At 68.1% G+C, this 16,019-nt stretch carries 11 protein-coding genes and 1 tRNA gene; 4 read left to right on the top strand and 8 right to left on the bottom strand.

Translation table 11 applies throughout. From position 1 onward, the window contains the following. Positions 1 to 15: 15 nt before the first annotated feature. Genes W5W_RS0114140 through W5W_RS16450 form a run of 3 tightly spaced genes read right to left on the bottom strand, consistent with a single transcriptional unit; the run spans position 16 to position 1,968 of the window. Positions 16 to 672, bottom strand: a complete 657-nt coding sequence (locus W5W_RS0114140; RefSeq protein WP_017195881.1) for a response regulator — start codon at positions 670 to 672, stop codon at positions 16 to 18. Continuing rightward, positions 669 to 1,235 (bottom strand): sensor histidine kinase, encoded by a 567-nt coding sequence (locus W5W_RS16455; protein ID WP_202947018.1) that lies wholly within the window; start codon positions 1,233 to 1,235, stop codon positions 669 to 671. The genes W5W_RS0114140 and W5W_RS16455 overlap by 4 nt, the downstream gene beginning before the upstream one ends. Next, positions 1,216 to 1,968, bottom strand: a complete 753-nt coding sequence (locus tag W5W_RS16450) for a sensor histidine kinase (protein ID WP_202947017.1) — start codon at positions 1,966 to 1,968, stop codon at positions 1,216 to 1,218. The genes W5W_RS16455 and W5W_RS16450 overlap by 20 nt, the downstream gene beginning before the upstream one ends. Before the next feature lie 118 nt (positions 1,969 to 2,086). Here W5W_RS16450 and W5W_RS0114130 point away from each other — a divergent pair, with 118 nt between their 5' ends. Beyond that, positions 2,087 to 3,019, top strand: coding sequence for a CPBP family intramembrane glutamic endopeptidase (locus W5W_RS0114130; protein ID WP_029574360.1), 933 nt, complete (start codon positions 2,087 to 2,089; stop codon positions 3,017 to 3,019). Positions 3,020 to 3,136: 117 nt separating this feature from the next. Here W5W_RS0114130 and W5W_RS0114125 read toward each other — a convergent pair whose 3' ends face one another. From W5W_RS0114125 to W5W_RS0114115, 3 genes are all read right to left on the bottom strand, one after another. Further along, a complete protein-coding gene (locus W5W_RS0114125; protein WP_017195879.1) occupies positions 3,137 to 4,915 on the bottom strand; it encodes an alpha/beta hydrolase in 1,779 nt (592 codons plus the stop codon). A 151-nt stretch (positions 4,916 to 5,066) separates the two neighbouring features. Further along, positions 5,067 to 5,140, bottom strand: a tRNA-Met gene (locus W5W_RS0114120). Between the two features lie 289 nt (positions 5,141 to 5,429). Further along, positions 5,430 to 8,846, bottom strand: coding sequence for a UPF0182 family membrane protein (locus W5W_RS0114115; RefSeq protein ID WP_017195878.1), 3,417 nt, complete (start codon positions 8,844 to 8,846; stop codon positions 5,430 to 5,432). A 164-nt stretch (positions 8,847 to 9,010) separates the two neighbouring features. On the opposite strand from W5W_RS0114115, the gene W5W_RS0114110 reads away from it, so the two are divergent. Continuing rightward, positions 9,011 to 9,595: a PPA1309 family protein gene (locus W5W_RS0114110; RefSeq protein WP_017195877.1), complete on the top strand. Its 585-nt coding sequence runs from the start codon at positions 9,011 to 9,013 to the stop codon at positions 9,593 to 9,595. A gap of 69 nt (positions 9,596 to 9,664) precedes the next feature. Here W5W_RS0114110 and W5W_RS0114105 read toward each other — a convergent pair whose 3' ends face one another. After that, positions 9,665 to 11,104, bottom strand: coding sequence for a zinc-dependent metalloprotease (locus W5W_RS0114105; protein ID WP_017195876.1), 1,440 nt, complete (start codon positions 11,102 to 11,104; stop codon positions 9,665 to 9,667). Positions 11,105 to 11,328: 224 nt separating this feature from the next. Here W5W_RS0114105 and W5W_RS0114100 point away from each other — a divergent pair, with 224 nt between their 5' ends. Together W5W_RS0114100 and W5W_RS0114095 are read left to right on the top strand one after the other, a co-directional pair. Continuing rightward, on the top strand, positions 11,329 to 12,603 hold the full coding sequence (locus W5W_RS0114100; protein WP_017195875.1) for a YlbL family protein: 1,275 nt from the start codon (positions 11,329 to 11,331) through the stop codon (positions 12,601 to 12,603). Between the two features lie 240 nt (positions 12,604 to 12,843). Next, positions 12,844 to 13,791, top strand: a complete 948-nt coding sequence (locus W5W_RS0114095; RefSeq protein ID WP_008729783.1) for a thiamine biosynthesis protein ThiF — start codon at positions 12,844 to 12,846, stop codon at positions 13,789 to 13,791. On the opposite strand, the gene W5W_RS0114090 is transcribed toward W5W_RS0114095, so the two are convergent. Then, positions 13,788 to 15,929 (bottom strand): ATP-dependent helicase, encoded by a 2,142-nt coding sequence (locus tag W5W_RS0114090; protein ID WP_017195874.1) that lies wholly within the window; start codon positions 15,927 to 15,929, stop codon positions 13,788 to 13,790. The two genes, W5W_RS0114095 and W5W_RS0114090, sit on opposite strands and share 4 nt — an antisense overlap. Positions 15,930 to 16,019: the final 90 nt, after the last annotated feature.

Raw genomic sequence — 16,019 nt, 5'->3', positions numbered from 1 at the left:
CCGGTAGCCGCTCCTTCACGAGCCGGAGTCAGCGTGAAAGGCCTTGTACAGGGTCAGTGCCAGCACGGTGCGGTCGGTGGCCTGCAGCTTGCGCAGCAGGGCGGAGACATGATTCTTGACCGTGCCCTCGGCGAGCACCATGCGAGCGGCGATCTCCTGGTTCGTCAGCCCCTCGGCTACCAGCGCCGCAACCTCGCGCTCGGTCGGGGTCAGGATCGCCAGTACGGCGGACGACTCTGTCTTCTTGTCCTGCGGTGCAGCAAGGGCGAGCCTAGCCACACGCGGGTCAATGACCAGGCCACCCGCCGCCACAGCGCGGACCGCCTCGGCCAAGGACTCGATCGAGGTGTCCTTCAGCAGGAACCCGGCCGCCCCAGCTGCAACTGCACCTTGGACGACGTCGGGATCGTCGAAGGTGGTCAGCACCAGGACCGGCAGATCCGGGTGCGCCCGGGAGCACTGCCGCACGAGCTCGATCCCGTCCATCACCGGCATCTTCGCGTCCGCTAGGACGACGTCGACCTCCTCGGCGCGCAGCACCGCCAGGGCCTCGGCTCCGTGGGCGGCCTGGGCCGCCACGTCGATGTCGTTAACAGTGCTGAAGAGCATCATCAGTCCCCGACGCAGGAGCTGCTGATCGTCAACCACAAGTACCCGAATCGCAGCGTTCATGACGCCTCCGGACGAAGTGGGGTCGCGAGCTGCCGATACGGAAGCATCAGGGTGAGCAGGAAGGAGTCGCCGATCCTGCCAGCCGTCACTCTGCCTCCCATCTCGGCAGCGCGCTCGGACAGGCCGCTGACGCCGAACCCGGCGGAAGCGCCGTCATCCTCCCCCACCAGTGCCTGCGGAACCGCCTGCCGGCGGTCAGCGGGGATGTCGTTGGCCACCGAGATGAGGAGGCCGTCGCTGCTGGCAGCCGCCAGGATGTCCACCGTGCGCGCCCGGGAGTGTCTGAGGGCGTTGGTCAGCCCCTCCTGCACGGTGCGGTACATGAGGAGCTCGGCGGCCTCGGCGAGCTCGTACGGGCCGAGCTCGTCGCGGACCCTCACTTCCAGCCCCGTCCCGCGGAACGACGCCGCAACGGCCTCCAGGCCCGCGACGCCCCGGCCGTTCTCGGCGCGCACAGGGCTCAGGGCCCGCACCCAGGTGCGCATCTCGCCGACCGCCTCGCGGCTCGTGCGCTCCGCCACCGCCACCTCGTTCCAGGCCTTATCAGGATTGTATGAACGCACACGGCTCGCGAACTCCAGGCTCATCCCCGATCTGCGTCAGCCGGTGTCCCAGCCCGTCGTGCAGCTCGTGCGCGGCCCGCGCACGCTCCTGGGCAAGCATGAGCTCCTTCTCCAGCGCGGCCTCCCGACGGACGTTCTCCAGGGCCGCGTCGCGCTCGGTGATCGCACGGTGTTGGGCGGCCAGGGCGGCGTCGTACCTCGACAGAACCATTCCCAGAACAGTGCCCACCAGCATGAGGGTCATGATGGAGAGGACATCGGGCAGGGTCTCCGCCCATGAGTTTCCGAGGCTCAGGGACAGTAACGGCAGGCACACAGCGGATACGAGCACATCGCCGGCCAGGCTCGTGCGCACACCGATGTCAACGACCAGTAGCGCGGTGGCCAGCATGACAGCCGGCATGGAGAAGCTGACCCTACCCAGCAGGGTCGGCCCGATCAGGAGAAGCAGTACGACCACCGAGCAGGCCGCGCGTCCGCGACCGGGCGCGAGCCGTCGTCGTAGCGTCCACACGGCGCCGATCACGCCGGTCACGGCCAGGATGTAGCACAGAGCCGCCATCTCGGCCCCGGTGAACTCCGAGACTCCTACGGACTCGACAAGCGACCACCAGAAGAGCGTCAGGCACATCAGTGCGAGGATCTGCAGGACGGGTAGAAGAGCAGCACCCGTCGGCAAAGCATCCTTCGACCGATCCGGCCGGCCAATGACGTCTTGCTGCTGGGTGCTCATCCGCTCACCGTAAACCGGCCGGCACTTGGCAGTCCCGTGACCGGGGTCACGAATATGCGCCAGGAATCCTGTCTTCGGTCACGCGAGACCTCCTCGGGCGAGCTCATAGCGTCGAAACATGACCCAACCACACACCACACGACGTCCAGACCCCGAGCCGAAGAGTACCGAGCCGCAGCAGCACCGTCCTCGTCTGCCAGGCTGGGCGCGCGCCCTCCTGGCGCTTGTCGCATTCATCGCTCATATGCCGTTCGTCCTGGCAATGATGTATTTCGTCACCCCGCTGAGTGAAGCGCTCAACTCGAGTGATCCCCTGCTCCGTATGGAGGCGGAAATTCTCGTCTGGTTAGTTCCTCTTCCCTTGTATCTCCTGTTCACCTTCCTGCTCACCCGGTACGTGGACCGCCGACCCATGCGCGTCACCGGCCTGACCATTAACCGCCGCGCGCTGCTCGGCCTGCTGGCCGGAACCGGGATCTCTGTCGCCGTCATCGGCGGGCTCACCGCAATCTTCCTCCTTCTCGGCATCGGAATCCGGGCCCCGGAGGAGGCGTGGAGTGGGTCGGCCATACTGCCGGTTTGGTTCATGGTCGTACATATCATCGTGTTCTGCTACATCTACCAAGGCATTGGAGAGGAGGCCGTGATGCGCGGCTATCTCCTGCAGAGCCTCTCCGATCACCCCAAGCGCGCCGTCTGGATCTCGGCAATCGTCTTCACCATCCCGCACCTGATCTCCAGCGGCGGCCAGCAGAACGCCCTGGATCACATCCTCTACCTCGCCACTCCTTTCGGATTCGCGCTGGCCGCCGCCTACCTCGCGTTGAGAATGCGCAGCGCCTGGGCCGCCGTCGGAATCCACGGCGGCTCCCACCTCGGCGACAAGCTCATCGGTTTCATGGGCGTGGGCCTCCCAGAAAATCGGCTCACGTGGATCGCGACCGGCCTGGCCTTCTGCACCATCGCTGCGCTGCTGGCCTCCCGGATCAGCAAGCAGCGCTGGACGGAGGTCGCCGCACGCGGACCCTACGCATTGCCGGACGGCCACTGAAAAGCCGCACTGACCAGCCGGCGGCTGAACGGCGCCCTCAGCCGCTGTCAGCTCCCAACTAGCGAGTTGTGCCCCGCCCCGGATCGGGGCGGGGCACAACTCACCACCAACCGCCTGTCACCACAGGGCCGGGCCGATGTCCGCCCAGGCCAACCCCCAGGTCGGGTAGAAGGCGCCGATCCTGTTGCCGATCAGACCGACCAGGATTGCGGCCAGAGCACACGCGCTGATCAGGAGCAGCGTCCTGCCGGCCACGTGGACCACGATCCTTCCCCAGCCGCGAGCCGCACCGACCCAGGTGCTGGGGCCGGTGCTCGCCTCTGCCGCCCCGGTGTCGTTCTCACTGTCCCCGCCGTCCCCAGCTTCATCGCGCGCAGCCGCCCGGGCCGGGGCGACCAGGCACGCCAGAGTCGCCGCGAGCGTCAGCAGGAAGACCATGGTGATGACACCCGTGCCCCGGATCTGGGTGAAAGACCGCACCAGGCGGCCAGCCAGTCCGAGACTCCCCTCCTGCGTAGCCGGAGCCGGGGGCGCCTCGGCGGCCGGCGCCTCTTCGGATACGTCGGAGACTGCTGCATCGAGAGTCGGCGTCGGTGACGGAGTAGGAGACGGAGTCGGTAGCACGGCCCCATCCGGGTTGACATCCGGGCGCTGCGCCCACCAGGTGAGGAACGCCGAGGTCTGCTCCTTCCACAGAGCCCAGGAGTGTCCACCTTCAGGGGGCCTGACCACCTCAACGGCGTCCTCACCGGTGACGGCGGCCGGCAGGTCGGTGACCGTCCCGGCGGCCAGTGGATCGTCCTGCGCGCCCAGGAGCCACAGGCTGATCGGCGGGTGCTGGCGGCCCGCCACCAGAGCGCTCAAGGTATTGGCGTCACGGAGCTCGGGCGAGGCCAGTCCACCTTCAGCGGGGACGTCGTAGCCGGACAAGGAGCCCGCGGCCGCATAGACGTCCGAGCGCACAATGGTGGTCCACACCGCGCAGTAGCCGCCGGAGGAGACCCCGCCCAGGGCCCATGCCTGGCGTTCCTCACGGACTCCCGGGAAGGTGGCCCGGATCATCCTCGGCACGTCCTCCTGGATCCAGGTGCCCACCTTGGCGCGCCCGATGATGTCCGCGCAGTCGGGCGAGGAGCGCTGGGCGGCATCAGCGTTGAGCGAGGGCACGGCGACGATGGTCGGGGGCAGACGCCCGTCGTCGATGGCGGCCTGCAGCTGAGTGCCGAGGTCCAGTCCCGGGACAATGCCGTCAGCTGTGCCGGGCACGCCGTGCAGAAGGGTCAGAACGTTGTAGGACTTCCCATCCGTGGCGGAATACCCGCGCGGCGTCCAGAACCAGACCTCGTCCGTGATGCCGCTGGCGGGTCCGTGGAAGGTCGTCTTGAAGGTGTTCCCGCCTTCTGACGTCGCCTCCAGGGAAGCGACATAGGCCGGATCGGGAGTGGGCGGCATCTCCGATCCTGCGCTCGTGGGGGTGCTGTCGGCGCCATCAGCATCACCAGTCGGCTGCGGGCCGGCGACCGGTGCGAGCTCGGTCGGCCCCGAGGCATGGCCGGAGCCGGACGCCAGCTCGACGACCTGTCCGAGCGTGTTGGCGAACCGCAGCGTCGTATTGATCCGCGCCGTCGCCAGGCCAGTCACGAGAAGCTGACAGGCCAGGACCGCGGGCAGCGCCGCCAGCAGGAGACGATGGCGGAGCAAGGCGGAGCCCGCGGACGCGCTCTTCGCATGCTTAGCGGCATGCCCGGTGATATCCCCGGCCTCATGCGCAGAGCGCTGACGACTCAGGAGCCAGCACAGCAGGAGAACCGTCGCAGCCAGCGCAAGGACGGTGACGGCGGCGAATCCAATGACAAATCCCGTCGATACGACGCTCGTCTCAGATAGAGGGGACACTGAACCTTCCAAGAATTCTGATACGCATGAACAATATGCCCGCAATCGCCGACCAATCACCGAATCCGAATCTCGGTTTGGACAACAAAAAAGACTCCGACCCCTGTTCAATGACAGGGGTCGGAGTCATTTGCCACCTTGCGGTGCTTCGTAGCGGGGGCAGGATTCGAACCTGCGACCTCCGGGTTATGAGCCCGGCGAGCTACCGAACTGCTCCACCCCGCGGCGGCATGAGGAAGATTAGTAGCCGCGCCTGCGGAACACAATCGGCTGACACGTGCCCTTGCTCACCCACACGCCTCGGAGTGCCGGGCGCGTCAAGGCATCCACAAGCCTTCAGCACTGGAGCCGCATCCGAGCATGACTGAAACAGCCGAGAACAACCGAAAACGGCCGAGAAGAATGGTGGTGCGCCCGCAGGAGACTCCCGCGGACGCACCAAGCCCGAACCGGCCCGAACCGCTGTGATACCGGCAGATGCCAGGCCGTCAGCGCATCACCATCAGCCCGGTTATCAGCCGCCCAGCTTCTTCTGGGCCTCGACGGCCCGGTTGAGGGCGTTGTTGAGCCTGGTCTGCGCCTCACCGTAGGCCGTCCAGTCCCCCGATTGCATCGCCTTGTTGGAGTCATCCATAGCGGACTTCGCATCCGCGAGGGCGGTATCGAGATCCGTCTGAGGATCGCCAATGGATGCCGAGGCACTCCCGCTAGCCGAGGCCGATGCCGAGGGCTGCGCGCTCGCCGTCGGCGGCTGGGCGCTGGCGGATGCCGCCGCACTCGGATCAGCCGTGGGCTCCGTCCCCGAATCGGCGGACGGATCGGTGCTCGAGGACGTGTCGTTGGCCGCGGCGGAGTCGCCGTCGACGACCTCCTGACCCGTCGTCGCCCCCGAGTCCCCTCCGAAGACCTGATCGAGAGCCTCCTGCAGCGTGTCGGCGAAGCCGATCTTGTCGCCGAAGGAGACCAGCACCTTGCGCAGCAGCGGGTACTGCGTCCCCGAGGAGGACTGGACGTACACGGGCTGGACGTAGAGCAGACCGCCGCCCACCGGCAAAGTCAACAGGTTGCCCTTGATGACCTGCGAGCCCTGCTGACTCAACAGGTTGAGGACCGGACTGGCATTGCCATAGGAGTTGAAGTTGTTCTGCACCTGCCCGGGGCCCGACACATTGGAGGATCTCGGCAGCTCGAGCAATCGCAGCTTGCCGTAATCGGGGTTCCTCACGCCCGGTTCGCCGCTGGCCGTCTCGGAGTCCACCGCGAGGAATCCGGTCAGCACATTGCGATCCGTGTTCCCGCCGATGATGTAGACGCTCGACAGGGAGAAGGACGCCTCGTCCTGGTCCGGCATCTTCAGGGTCAGGTAGTAGGGCGCCTGCGGGGAGTCCCCCTCCTTCGTGGGGTCATCGGGGACCTTCCAGAAGTCGCCGCCCGAGTAGAAGTCTTCCGGATCGGTGACATGGTAGGTAGCCATCACCGTGCGCTGGACCTTGAACAGGTCCTCCGGGTAACGCATATGAGCCATGAGGTCGGCGCTCATCTCGCTCATCGGCGTGACGGTGCCCGGGAAGACGGACTGCCAGGCGTCCAGGAGCGGGTCCTGCTCATCCCACTCGTACAGCTTGACGCTGCCGTCATAGGCATCGACGACGGCCTTGACGGAGTTGCGCACGTAGTTGGACTCCTTGGGGGCGCCGAGCAGGGACGCCTGCCCCGTCGTCGCATCGCTCATGGAGTCCTCCAGGGACTCGTGCTGGGAGTAGGGGTAGTTGTTAGTCGTGGTGTAGCCGTCGAGGATCCACTTGACGCGCTTGGGCGTGCTCGGATCATCGTCGTCATCAATGACAGCCGGATAGGGATTGCCGTCGAGGGTCAGCCACGGGGCGACCTTGGCGACCCGCTTGGCCGGGTCGCGGTCGTAGAGGATCTGAGAGCCGGAGCGGACCTCCTGGGAGAACAGGATGTTCATCTCGGCGAACTTCGTCGCATACAGGAGCCGGTTGAACGGGTTGGAGACGTTCGGCCCCCCGCTGCCGGAGAAGGTGGTGTTGATCTGGCCAGAAGGAGCCGAGTCATCAGGGTAGTCGAGCTCGCGCGGATTCCCGCCGTCGTCCCCGCCCACGATCGAGTAGGAGGGCGTGGACTTGCCGAAGTAGATGCGCGGCTCGTAGTCGCCCAGCTCCCCCTCGGAGGGGATTCCGCCCTCCCAGAACGCGGGTGAGCCGTCGGAGCTGGCCGTGTTCCCGTACGCGGTGACCACGCCGTAGCCATGGGTGTAAACGGTGTGGTCATTGATCCACGTGCGCTGCCCGTTCTCCAGACCCTCCTGGCTCAACTCGCGAACCGCGATCACCGTATCGCGGGATTCGCCCGACACCCCGTAGCGGTCAACGTTGAGCTGGGAGTCGAACGAGTAGTACTGCTTGTTCTGCTGACGCTGCTTGAAGGCCGGAGAGACGAGGTTCGGATCCAGCAAGCGGATCGAGGTCGTCGACTCGGCATCATCCATGAGCTGGCCCGCCTCGGCAGTGGTCTTGGCGTTGTAGGCGGAGGCCTCCACATCGCCCAGGCCGTAAGCACTCAGAGTGGCCTTGATGTTGCGGTCGATGTACTCGGACTCCTCGCGCTGGGCGTTGGGATCCACGACGAACTTCTGAATGACCACCGGGTAGGCGACACCCACGATCAGCGCCGAGATGACCATGACGGTCACACCCGTGACCGGCAGCCGCCACGAACTGGTGCGCGCCGAGGCGACGAACAGCACCGCCACCGCAACGCTGATGGCGGCCAGGATCGCCTGAGCCGGAATGGAGGCGTGGACATCGGTGTAACCGGCGCCGTCGAACTTCGTATTCGAGGCGTACAGCGAGGAGTAGCGGCCGAGCCAGTAGCCCGCACCGTGAAGCACGGAGAACAGGGCGAGGAAAACGGTCAGGTGAAGACGCGCGGCCCTCGTGAAGTGGGGCTTGCGGGCCACCGAGACTCCGCCGTACAGGTAGTGGACGACGACACTGGCGATGCCGGCGATCACGACCACGCGCGATAGGAAGGAGACCACGATCTCCAGCACCGGCAGGATGAATACGTAGAACGAGATGTCCAGGCCGAACTGCGGATCGGTGACGCCGAAAGAGTGCGAGTGAATGGCCAGCAGCGCCTCCTGCCAGTGCGGGGCGAGCTCCCACGCCGAGGCGAGCAGCGCCAACACCCCGGGCACGCCCCAGGTCAGTGCCCGGCGCATCGGCTCCACCGCGGTGCGATAAGCCTCGAGGTTACGGGTCGCCTCATCGTGCGGAAGACCGATCTCGCGCGAGCGATACGCCCTGGTGATGGCGGCGAACACAGCGCCGAACATCATGAGGAAACCAACGACGAACATGACGCCGGCCGCAATCCACTGGGTCCACACCACGCGCGCGAAGCCGAGCTGGTCGAACCAGAGCACCTCGGTCCACGTGCGCGACAGGAAGATGACGACCGCGGCCAACGCGGCGAGGATTCCCAGGGTCCAGGCCAACGGGCCCGGGCGACGTGGTCCGTCCGCGGCCCCGGGTGTGGGACGCGAGGGGCGTCGAGGCCCGCCCGATCCGCTCGAGCCTTTCCGTCCGGAACCGCCCTCGTCATCCGAGTCGTCCGGGCGTCGCGAGCCGAACGGAGCGGCGGCGCCGAACAGGAAAGACGCCGGGTCGAAGCCGCGCTGGGAGCTCTCGCCGTCCTCACCGCTGTCACCGGAGCCCTCGGACGCGCCGCCGGCCGAATGCTTGCGGGGGTCCTTGCGAGAGCCCTTGTCAGAGGCGCCGTCGGCACCGGCATCATCGGATTGGAAGAAACCGCCGCGCACACGATCCTCCCGGCTGGACGGGGAGGAGTCGTCGGGCGCAGGACGCTCGGGCTTGTCGTCGGAATCGTCGTCAGGCCTGGTGCTCACGGTCACGCTCCGTGTTGTTGCGGTGTTGCGAAATGCGCGCGAATGCGCACGTACGGACTCCGACGCCGGTGACGCCGGTTACCGCAATCGTTCCACAGGTCACGCTGAGCCCACAAAACCCATTGCGCCACTCGCGTGAGCCGTAGGCTCAACGCATGACTGACATGACTGAGCAAACACCTGACCGTCAGCCCGCTTCAACGCCCGCCACTGCGGGACAGGCTGCCCTGGCCCGCGCCGTCGTCGAGCTCGAGGAGCATGTCGCTCAACGCGGCTGGGACGCCCCGGTCACGGTTTTCGCACTGGTGCGCACTGCCGCGGCTCTGGCACAGGACCCCGAGCTGGCCGAGGTTCTCGATGACGCGGCGCTGGCCGAGGCGCGACGCGACCCGCAGGCGCTGACCATGATCGAGCAGGAGAACCTGCCGGCCGCCGCGGACCTGGAAGACCTGCTGGGCCAGCTCGCCTGGCCGCAGGCCGTCGACGGGGCGGCGCTCACCGTGGAGCGAGTGGTGCTGCCGCCCGAGGCCGAGCAGGAGGCCGCCAAGATTCACGATGCTCAGGAGCGCCTGGCCTTCCTGAGCTCACGATCTGACCGCGAGGACGTGCGGATAGTGGTCGGGGTACTGCGCACCGGTGAGTCCTGGTGCGCGGTCCGCTCCAGGGCGCAGGACTCGGCCGATCGAGTGGTGAGCGGCGACGCCCTCGTACCGGGACTCATCGAGGCCCTGGGATCGACACTCGTGTGAACCGATCTCGGCCCGGAGTACGACCGATCTCGGCGCGGAGTACGACCGATCTCGGCGCAGATCCGCGGATCAGTCGTCTCCCGAGCCTTCGGAGCGGTTCTCGTCGGCGTCGCGAACGCCATCGGCATAGCCCAGCGTGCCGTCCAGCAATGAGGCGAGGTCCGCATCCACCTCGGCCTCCATATCCTGGGCCGCCCGGCGCATGGTCAGGAAGTCCTCGGGAGCGGCCAGCTCGGAGGCCGTCGGCATGACGTCGGGATGCTGCCAGAACGCGTCGCGCTCGCCGTCGCCGACCTCACCGCCCAGCAACTCCCACAGGTGCGCCGCCTCCCGCACACGGCGGGGCCGGAACTCCAGACCGATGAGGCGGGCGAAGACCTTCTCGGCGGGGCCGCCCTGAATCCGGCGGCGACGCACCATCTCCCGCAGCGGTATCGCATGCGGCAGATGCGGAGCGGTGGCCTGCGCAGTGACGACCTCGACCCAGCCCTCCACGAGCGCCAGCAGCGTCTCCAGCTTCTCCAGCGACTCGACCTGGGCAGGCGTCTCCTGCGGGGCGAACATGCCCGACTCCAGCGCCGAGCGGATCGCCTCAGGATCGGAGGGGTCGACCTGAGAGACGGCCTCCTCAATGGCGCCGGTATCGATCCGGATCTCACGCGCGTAGGTCTCGACAGCACCCAGCAGCTGGCTGCGCAGCCATGGGACGTGGGCGTACAGACGTGAGGCGGCAGCCTCACGCACTGCCAAGAACATGCGGACCTGCTCGGCATCGGCCTCCAGGCCCTCGGCGAAGGCCGTGACATTGGCGGGCACAAGCGCGGTACCGGGCTCTCGCTTCAGCGGCAGCCCGACGTCGGTGGCGGCCACGGCCTGACCCGCGAGCTCGCCGACGGCATGGCCGACCTGGAGGCCGAAGGCGGTGCCCGCCATCGACCGCATGATCTGGGTCAGGGCGCCGACCTGGCGAGCGGCGTCCCCCTGCTCGGGATTGGCGGCGGCCAGGTCCTCCGCCTGGCTCTCCAGGGCAGTGGCGAGAGCAGCGGTAGCGGCCTCGGCGACCGGGGCGCACACGTCCTTCCACACCGGCAGCGTCTGCTCGACCCACTCCGAGCGGGACCACGCCTCGCGCGCCCCGGGCGCCGGCATGAGATCGGTGGCCGTGTCCAGCCACAGGTCGGCCACCCGCAGCGCCTGGCGGGTCGCATCGGCCTCGGCGGCAGTGATAGACGGATCACCGCCCTTGCCGGCCTCCTGGAGGGCGAGGGTGCGCCCCATGGTCCAGTTGACCGGACCATCCTGCGCACCGGCCATCATCTGCTGCATCTGGGCGCGCATCGCCATCATCTGCCCGGGACTGATCTGAGACATGTCCACCCCGCTCATCTGGGCGAACTGAGCGGGATCGACGCCGGAGGAGCGCAGAGCGGCAACGGCGTCCCCGGCGACCTCGGCGCCGAAGAGGGCGGAAAGCATCTGCTCGATGTCGTCGAAGGGGTCCTCGCTCATGTGATTCCTCCCGGTGGTGCGAGCGTCATGCCGTGCGGTTGATTCCAGGTTGAATTAAAGCCGCCTCAGACGCAACACCATGAGCATGCCACCCATTCCTGTGCGCGAACCGTGAACCGGCCCCATCCGGCCGCCGCAAATGGAGTGGCAATGGCGACACCTGCCGCTCGATCGGCCGAATCAGTGAGACCCGGTGCCCCATGAGGACGCATGATGGGGGCGTGATGGACGAACAGCACCACGAGACGCAGTCCAACGCGACATCCAGCAGCGAGGTCGAACCCGCCGCCGGCTCCGAGGCCGATCCGGGCTCCGGCGTGGAACCGGGCATGGAAGCCGGCGACGATTCCGGCTCTAGAACGGGGATCCGTGGACTCAGGCGCTTGCGGTCCAAGCGGCTCATGATCGGGATCGGCGCACTGCTGCTGGCAGTGGGCCTCGTCGTCGCAGGGGCGACCGTGCGGGTCAACAAGGTCATTGAGGCGCCCGGCCCGACTTGGAACGTGCTGGCCGCGGTTCCCGGCGACGACTCGGACCAGAGCGTCATCACGGTCACCGGCGCGCAGACCTACCCCGCCGAAGGAGCGCTGCGCATGACCACGGTGTCGGTTTCGGGGTGCCCCGGCTACCCGGTCACCCTCTTCGACGTCGTGGGCGCCTGGCTCTCGCCCAACAAGACGATCCTGGAACGCGATCAGGTCTGCCCGCCGTCCCTGTCCCAGCAGGACGTCGAGGAGACCAACCAGGCCCAGATGACCAGTTCCCAGAACACCGCCGTGGTCGCCGCGCTCATGGAGACCGGGATGGCCACCCGCATGGTGCTCACCGTTGAGGGCACCGGGCCGGACCAGACCGAGGGCCTCCTCCAGAAGGGGGACGTCCTGACCTCCATCACCCCGGCCGGGGGACAGGCGACGCCGACGACGACCTACACGGCGCTGCGCGAACTGCTGACGACCATCCCTGCGGGGACGGCAGTCGAGCTGGGCATCGAGCGCGACGGCGAGCCGATGACCGTCTCGTTGACCACGATCACGCCCCCGGATGCGAACTCCGACGGCTCACCGGACTCCGAGGGCTCCCTGTTGGGCGTGTACCTGTCGGCCGAGGCCGACTCGGACATCGAGGCGACCTTCGGGCTGTCCAAGGTCGGTGGCCCCAGCGCCGGCAGCATGTTCGCCCTGGGCATCGTCGATGAGCTCACCCCCGGCGACCTGACCGGTGGCAAGGACATCGCCGGAACCGGCACGATCGCCCTCGACGGTTCCATAGGGCCCATCGGCGGCATCGAGCAGAAGATGGCCGGCGCCAAGACCGACGGCTCCGGATACTTCCTGGCCCCGGCCTCGAACTGCGCGGACGTCGTGGGGAATGTCCCCGACGGACTGGAGGTCTATGCAGTCTCAACACTGCACGAGGCCGTCACCACCGTCGAAGCCATCGCCGCCGAGGACACCTCGGGAGCATCCACCTGCGAGGCGGTGCTGGCCCAGCAGTGAGACAGCGAGACTGAGACGCAGCGACAGACGCACCGAGTCGTATTGAGAAGCCCTGAGAAACCCGGTGCGTGGCGGGTGCGGTCCGTTCTCGGACCGCTACCGCGCAATCGCGGTTTTCCACAGGGTACCCGAATCGTGGCGCACGACAGCCGCGCCGTGCCACTGTGCGGCTAGAGCGTCCGCGGCAGTCGTCCTAGTCACCCTGCAGTCTTCCCGAACCGGGCGCCGTCTGGAGCACCCATGCGAGTCAGAGGACAGTCCCCCATACTGTGGCGATGCCTCGGCCAGTCGCAGATCGGCGCCGAACCGGGCCACGCCGTCGTCGTCGATGGGCTGAGCTACCAGGAGCAGCAGCTCCTCGACCGTCTGCCGACGAGCATGTCGCCCGGCGACGTCTACCAGGTGGCGAGGTGGAGCGAGGTGCCGATCGCTCGCGCCCGCGAACTCATGTCCGTCCTTGACGAGGCCGGCGTCCTGACTCGCGATGCCTCGACGCCCGCGAGCGAGGATGAGGTCTACTGGGAACGCGTCTCCGACAATCCGCGCGTGCGCACGCAAGCGCTGCGCCGCGGCGTCGTCGGCATCATCGGCGGCGGTCGGCTGGCTCACGAACTCGTCGCCCTGCTCGCCGAATCCGGGGTGGGCGCGCTGCTGCCGGAGGACGAGGAGCTGTGCGCATGGACGGACGCCCTCGACCCGCCCGTGCGCACACGCATGCCCCTGGGGACACTCCCCGATCTGGTCGTCACCGTCGAGGGGCACCTGATCGAGCCGGTGCGGGCCCGGGGACTGTCCGTAGCCGGGGTCGCTCACCTGCCGGTGGTCGTGCGGGAGGTGAGCGTGCGGGTGGGCCCGCTCCTGGCGCCCGGCTCCCCGCCCTGCGCCACGTGTCTGGATCTGCGGGAGCGCGACGCCGACCCGCAGTGGCCGGCGGTGGCGACCCAGCTGCGCCTGCTGGCCCCGCCACCGACCGAGACACTGCTGCTGCATCAGGCGGCGACTCTGGCGGCGCGCGCAGTCACAGAGGTGCTGTCCGGACGCGGGCAACAATGGGCCGGGCGCAGCGTCGAGATCTCGGGAGTCGAGGCCGTGGGCGTGGAACGGCTCTGGGCGTCTCACCCCGAGTGCCTGTGCAGCTCACTGGATGCGGCGGAGGATTCCGGGACCGCAGCGCCCTCGTCATCTTAATGGTCGGCCCCCGCTCCCCCGCCCTGGAACTCCCGAACCACGTAGAGCACATCGGCCCCGTACTCCTGGAGCTTGACTGCGCCGACTCCGTGAATGAGAGAGAGCTGGGGCAAAGTGCCGGGCTTGACCACCGCGATGGAGCGCAGGGTCGTGTCGGCGAAGACCGTGTAGGCGGGCCTGGAGCGCTCCTTGGCGACCTTGGCCCGCCAGGCCCGTAGCGACTCGAACAGGGCGATGGTGGCCGGATCGTTGTCCGCCTCGAATTCGGCCGCGGTCTGCTTGGCGCGCTCCTTGGGAGTCTGACGGGAGGACGCGGAACGAGGGCGCAGACGGTCCGGCCCGCCATCAGCGGGCCAGATGCCGTCCAGGAAACGAGAGGGCTTGCGCGAGGCGCGCCCCCCGGAGTTGCGCGCGCGGGCGTAGGAGATGACCAGGTGCTCGCGGGCGCGCGTCACCCCCACGTACAGCAGTCGCCGCTCCTCCTCGATAGCAGCGGGCCCCTCGGCCAGGGAGATCGGCAGCAGGCCCTCACTGACGCCCACGAGCAGGACGGCATCCCACTCCAGGCCCTTGGCGGCGTGCAGGGAGGACAGGGTGACACCCTCAACCGTCGGCGCGTTCTGGGCGGCGGCGCGCTCACCGAGCTCGGCGACCAGCCCGTCCAAGTCGGCGCCGCGCTTGGAACCGAGCTCATCGGCCAGCTCGACGATGGCGTTCAAGGAGTCCCACCGTTCGCGCACGGCACCGCGGGGAGCCGGGGGCTGCTCACTCCAGCCCTCACGCCCCAGCACCATCCGGGCATCGGCGCCGACATCGCCGGTGAGGTTTGCCCGCTCGGTGCGGGCGGCGGCGCGCAGCATGACAACGGCGCGTTTGACCTCGTCCCTCTCGAAGAAGCGCTCACCGCCGCGCACCAGGTAGCCGATACCGGCATCGGACAGGGCCCGCTCGATCGCCTCGGACTGGGAGTTGGTGCGGTACAGGACGGCGATCTCACTGAGCGGCACACCACTGGAGCGCAACCGGCCGACCTGCTCGACCACACCCGCGGCCTCGGCGACGTCGTCCTCATAGTCCTTGAAGTGCACGGCGGGCCCGCCGGGGCGCTGCGCGACAAGCTCAACGGCGCCGGCGGGCAGCACCAGCGCCCCGCCTCCGCGGCGCGAGCGCGACAGCACCCGGTTGGCCAGCGACACGATCTGCGGGGTGGAGCGGTAGTCGCGGCTCAGCCTGACCGTGCGGGCACCGGAGTAGCGGGATGCGAAACCGGTCAGGAAGTCGGGGGTGGCGCCGGTGAAGGAGTAGATCGTCTGGGAGACGTCCCCGACGACGCACAGCTGGCGGCGCCTGCCCAGCCACAGGTCCAGGAGGCGCTGCTGGAGCGGGGAGACATCCTGGTACTCGTCGACCACAAAGTGCTTGTACTGGCCGCGCACTTGATCGGCGATGTCCTCGCGGTCCAGGAGGATGCCGACCATCAGGAGCAGGACATCCTCGAAATCGATGACTCCGCGCTCGGTCTTGGCCTCCTCGTAAGTCGCCAGCACTTGAGCGACGGTGGCGAGCTCCAGACCCCCGGGGGGATCGCGGCGCAGGGCGGCGGCCTTCTGGGCGTAGTCCTCGGGCAGGGTCATGGTGACCTTCGCCCACTCGACCTCGGCCGACAGGTCGCGGATGAGGGCGCGGTCGGTGGACAGGCCGAGGCGGTGGGCGGCGGTGCCGACGAGGCGGCCCTTGAACTTCTCGATCTCGGGGCGGCGCCCGCCGATCGCCGTGGGCCAGAAGTATGTCAACTGACGCAGAGCGGCGGAGTGGAAGGTGCGCGCCTGGGTGCCGATCACACCCAGATCGGCCAAGCGCGAGCGCATCTCTCCGGCGGCGCGGGCCGTGAAGGTGACGGCCAGGACCTGGGCGGGCTGGTAGGCGCCGACGGCGACTCCATGAGCAATGCGATAGGTGATGGCCCGGGTCTTTCCCGTGCCCGCACCCGCGAGGACGCACAGGGCCCCTTCAAGGTGCTCGGCGACCTGGCGCTGGTCGGGGTCCAGGGCATCGAGCAGCGCGGCGGGGCTGGGCAGGGCCGCTTCACGGGGCTTCGGCCGAGCCGGGGCGGCGGGGCGCGGGGGGGGCTCACTCATCACGGATCAGCCTGCCACGAGCCGCCGACATGTACTGACGCGTGCTGATGAGCGAGCAGTAGGGCGCCGGGCGACCGCAGTCGGAGTCTG

It is taken from the genome of Actinomyces massiliensis 4401292 (assembly GCF_000269805.1).
Taxonomy (GTDB): domain Bacteria; phylum Actinomycetota; class Actinomycetes; order Actinomycetales; family Actinomycetaceae; genus Actinomyces; species Actinomyces massiliensis.
This window is presented reverse-complemented; position numbering and strand designations above follow the sequence as displayed.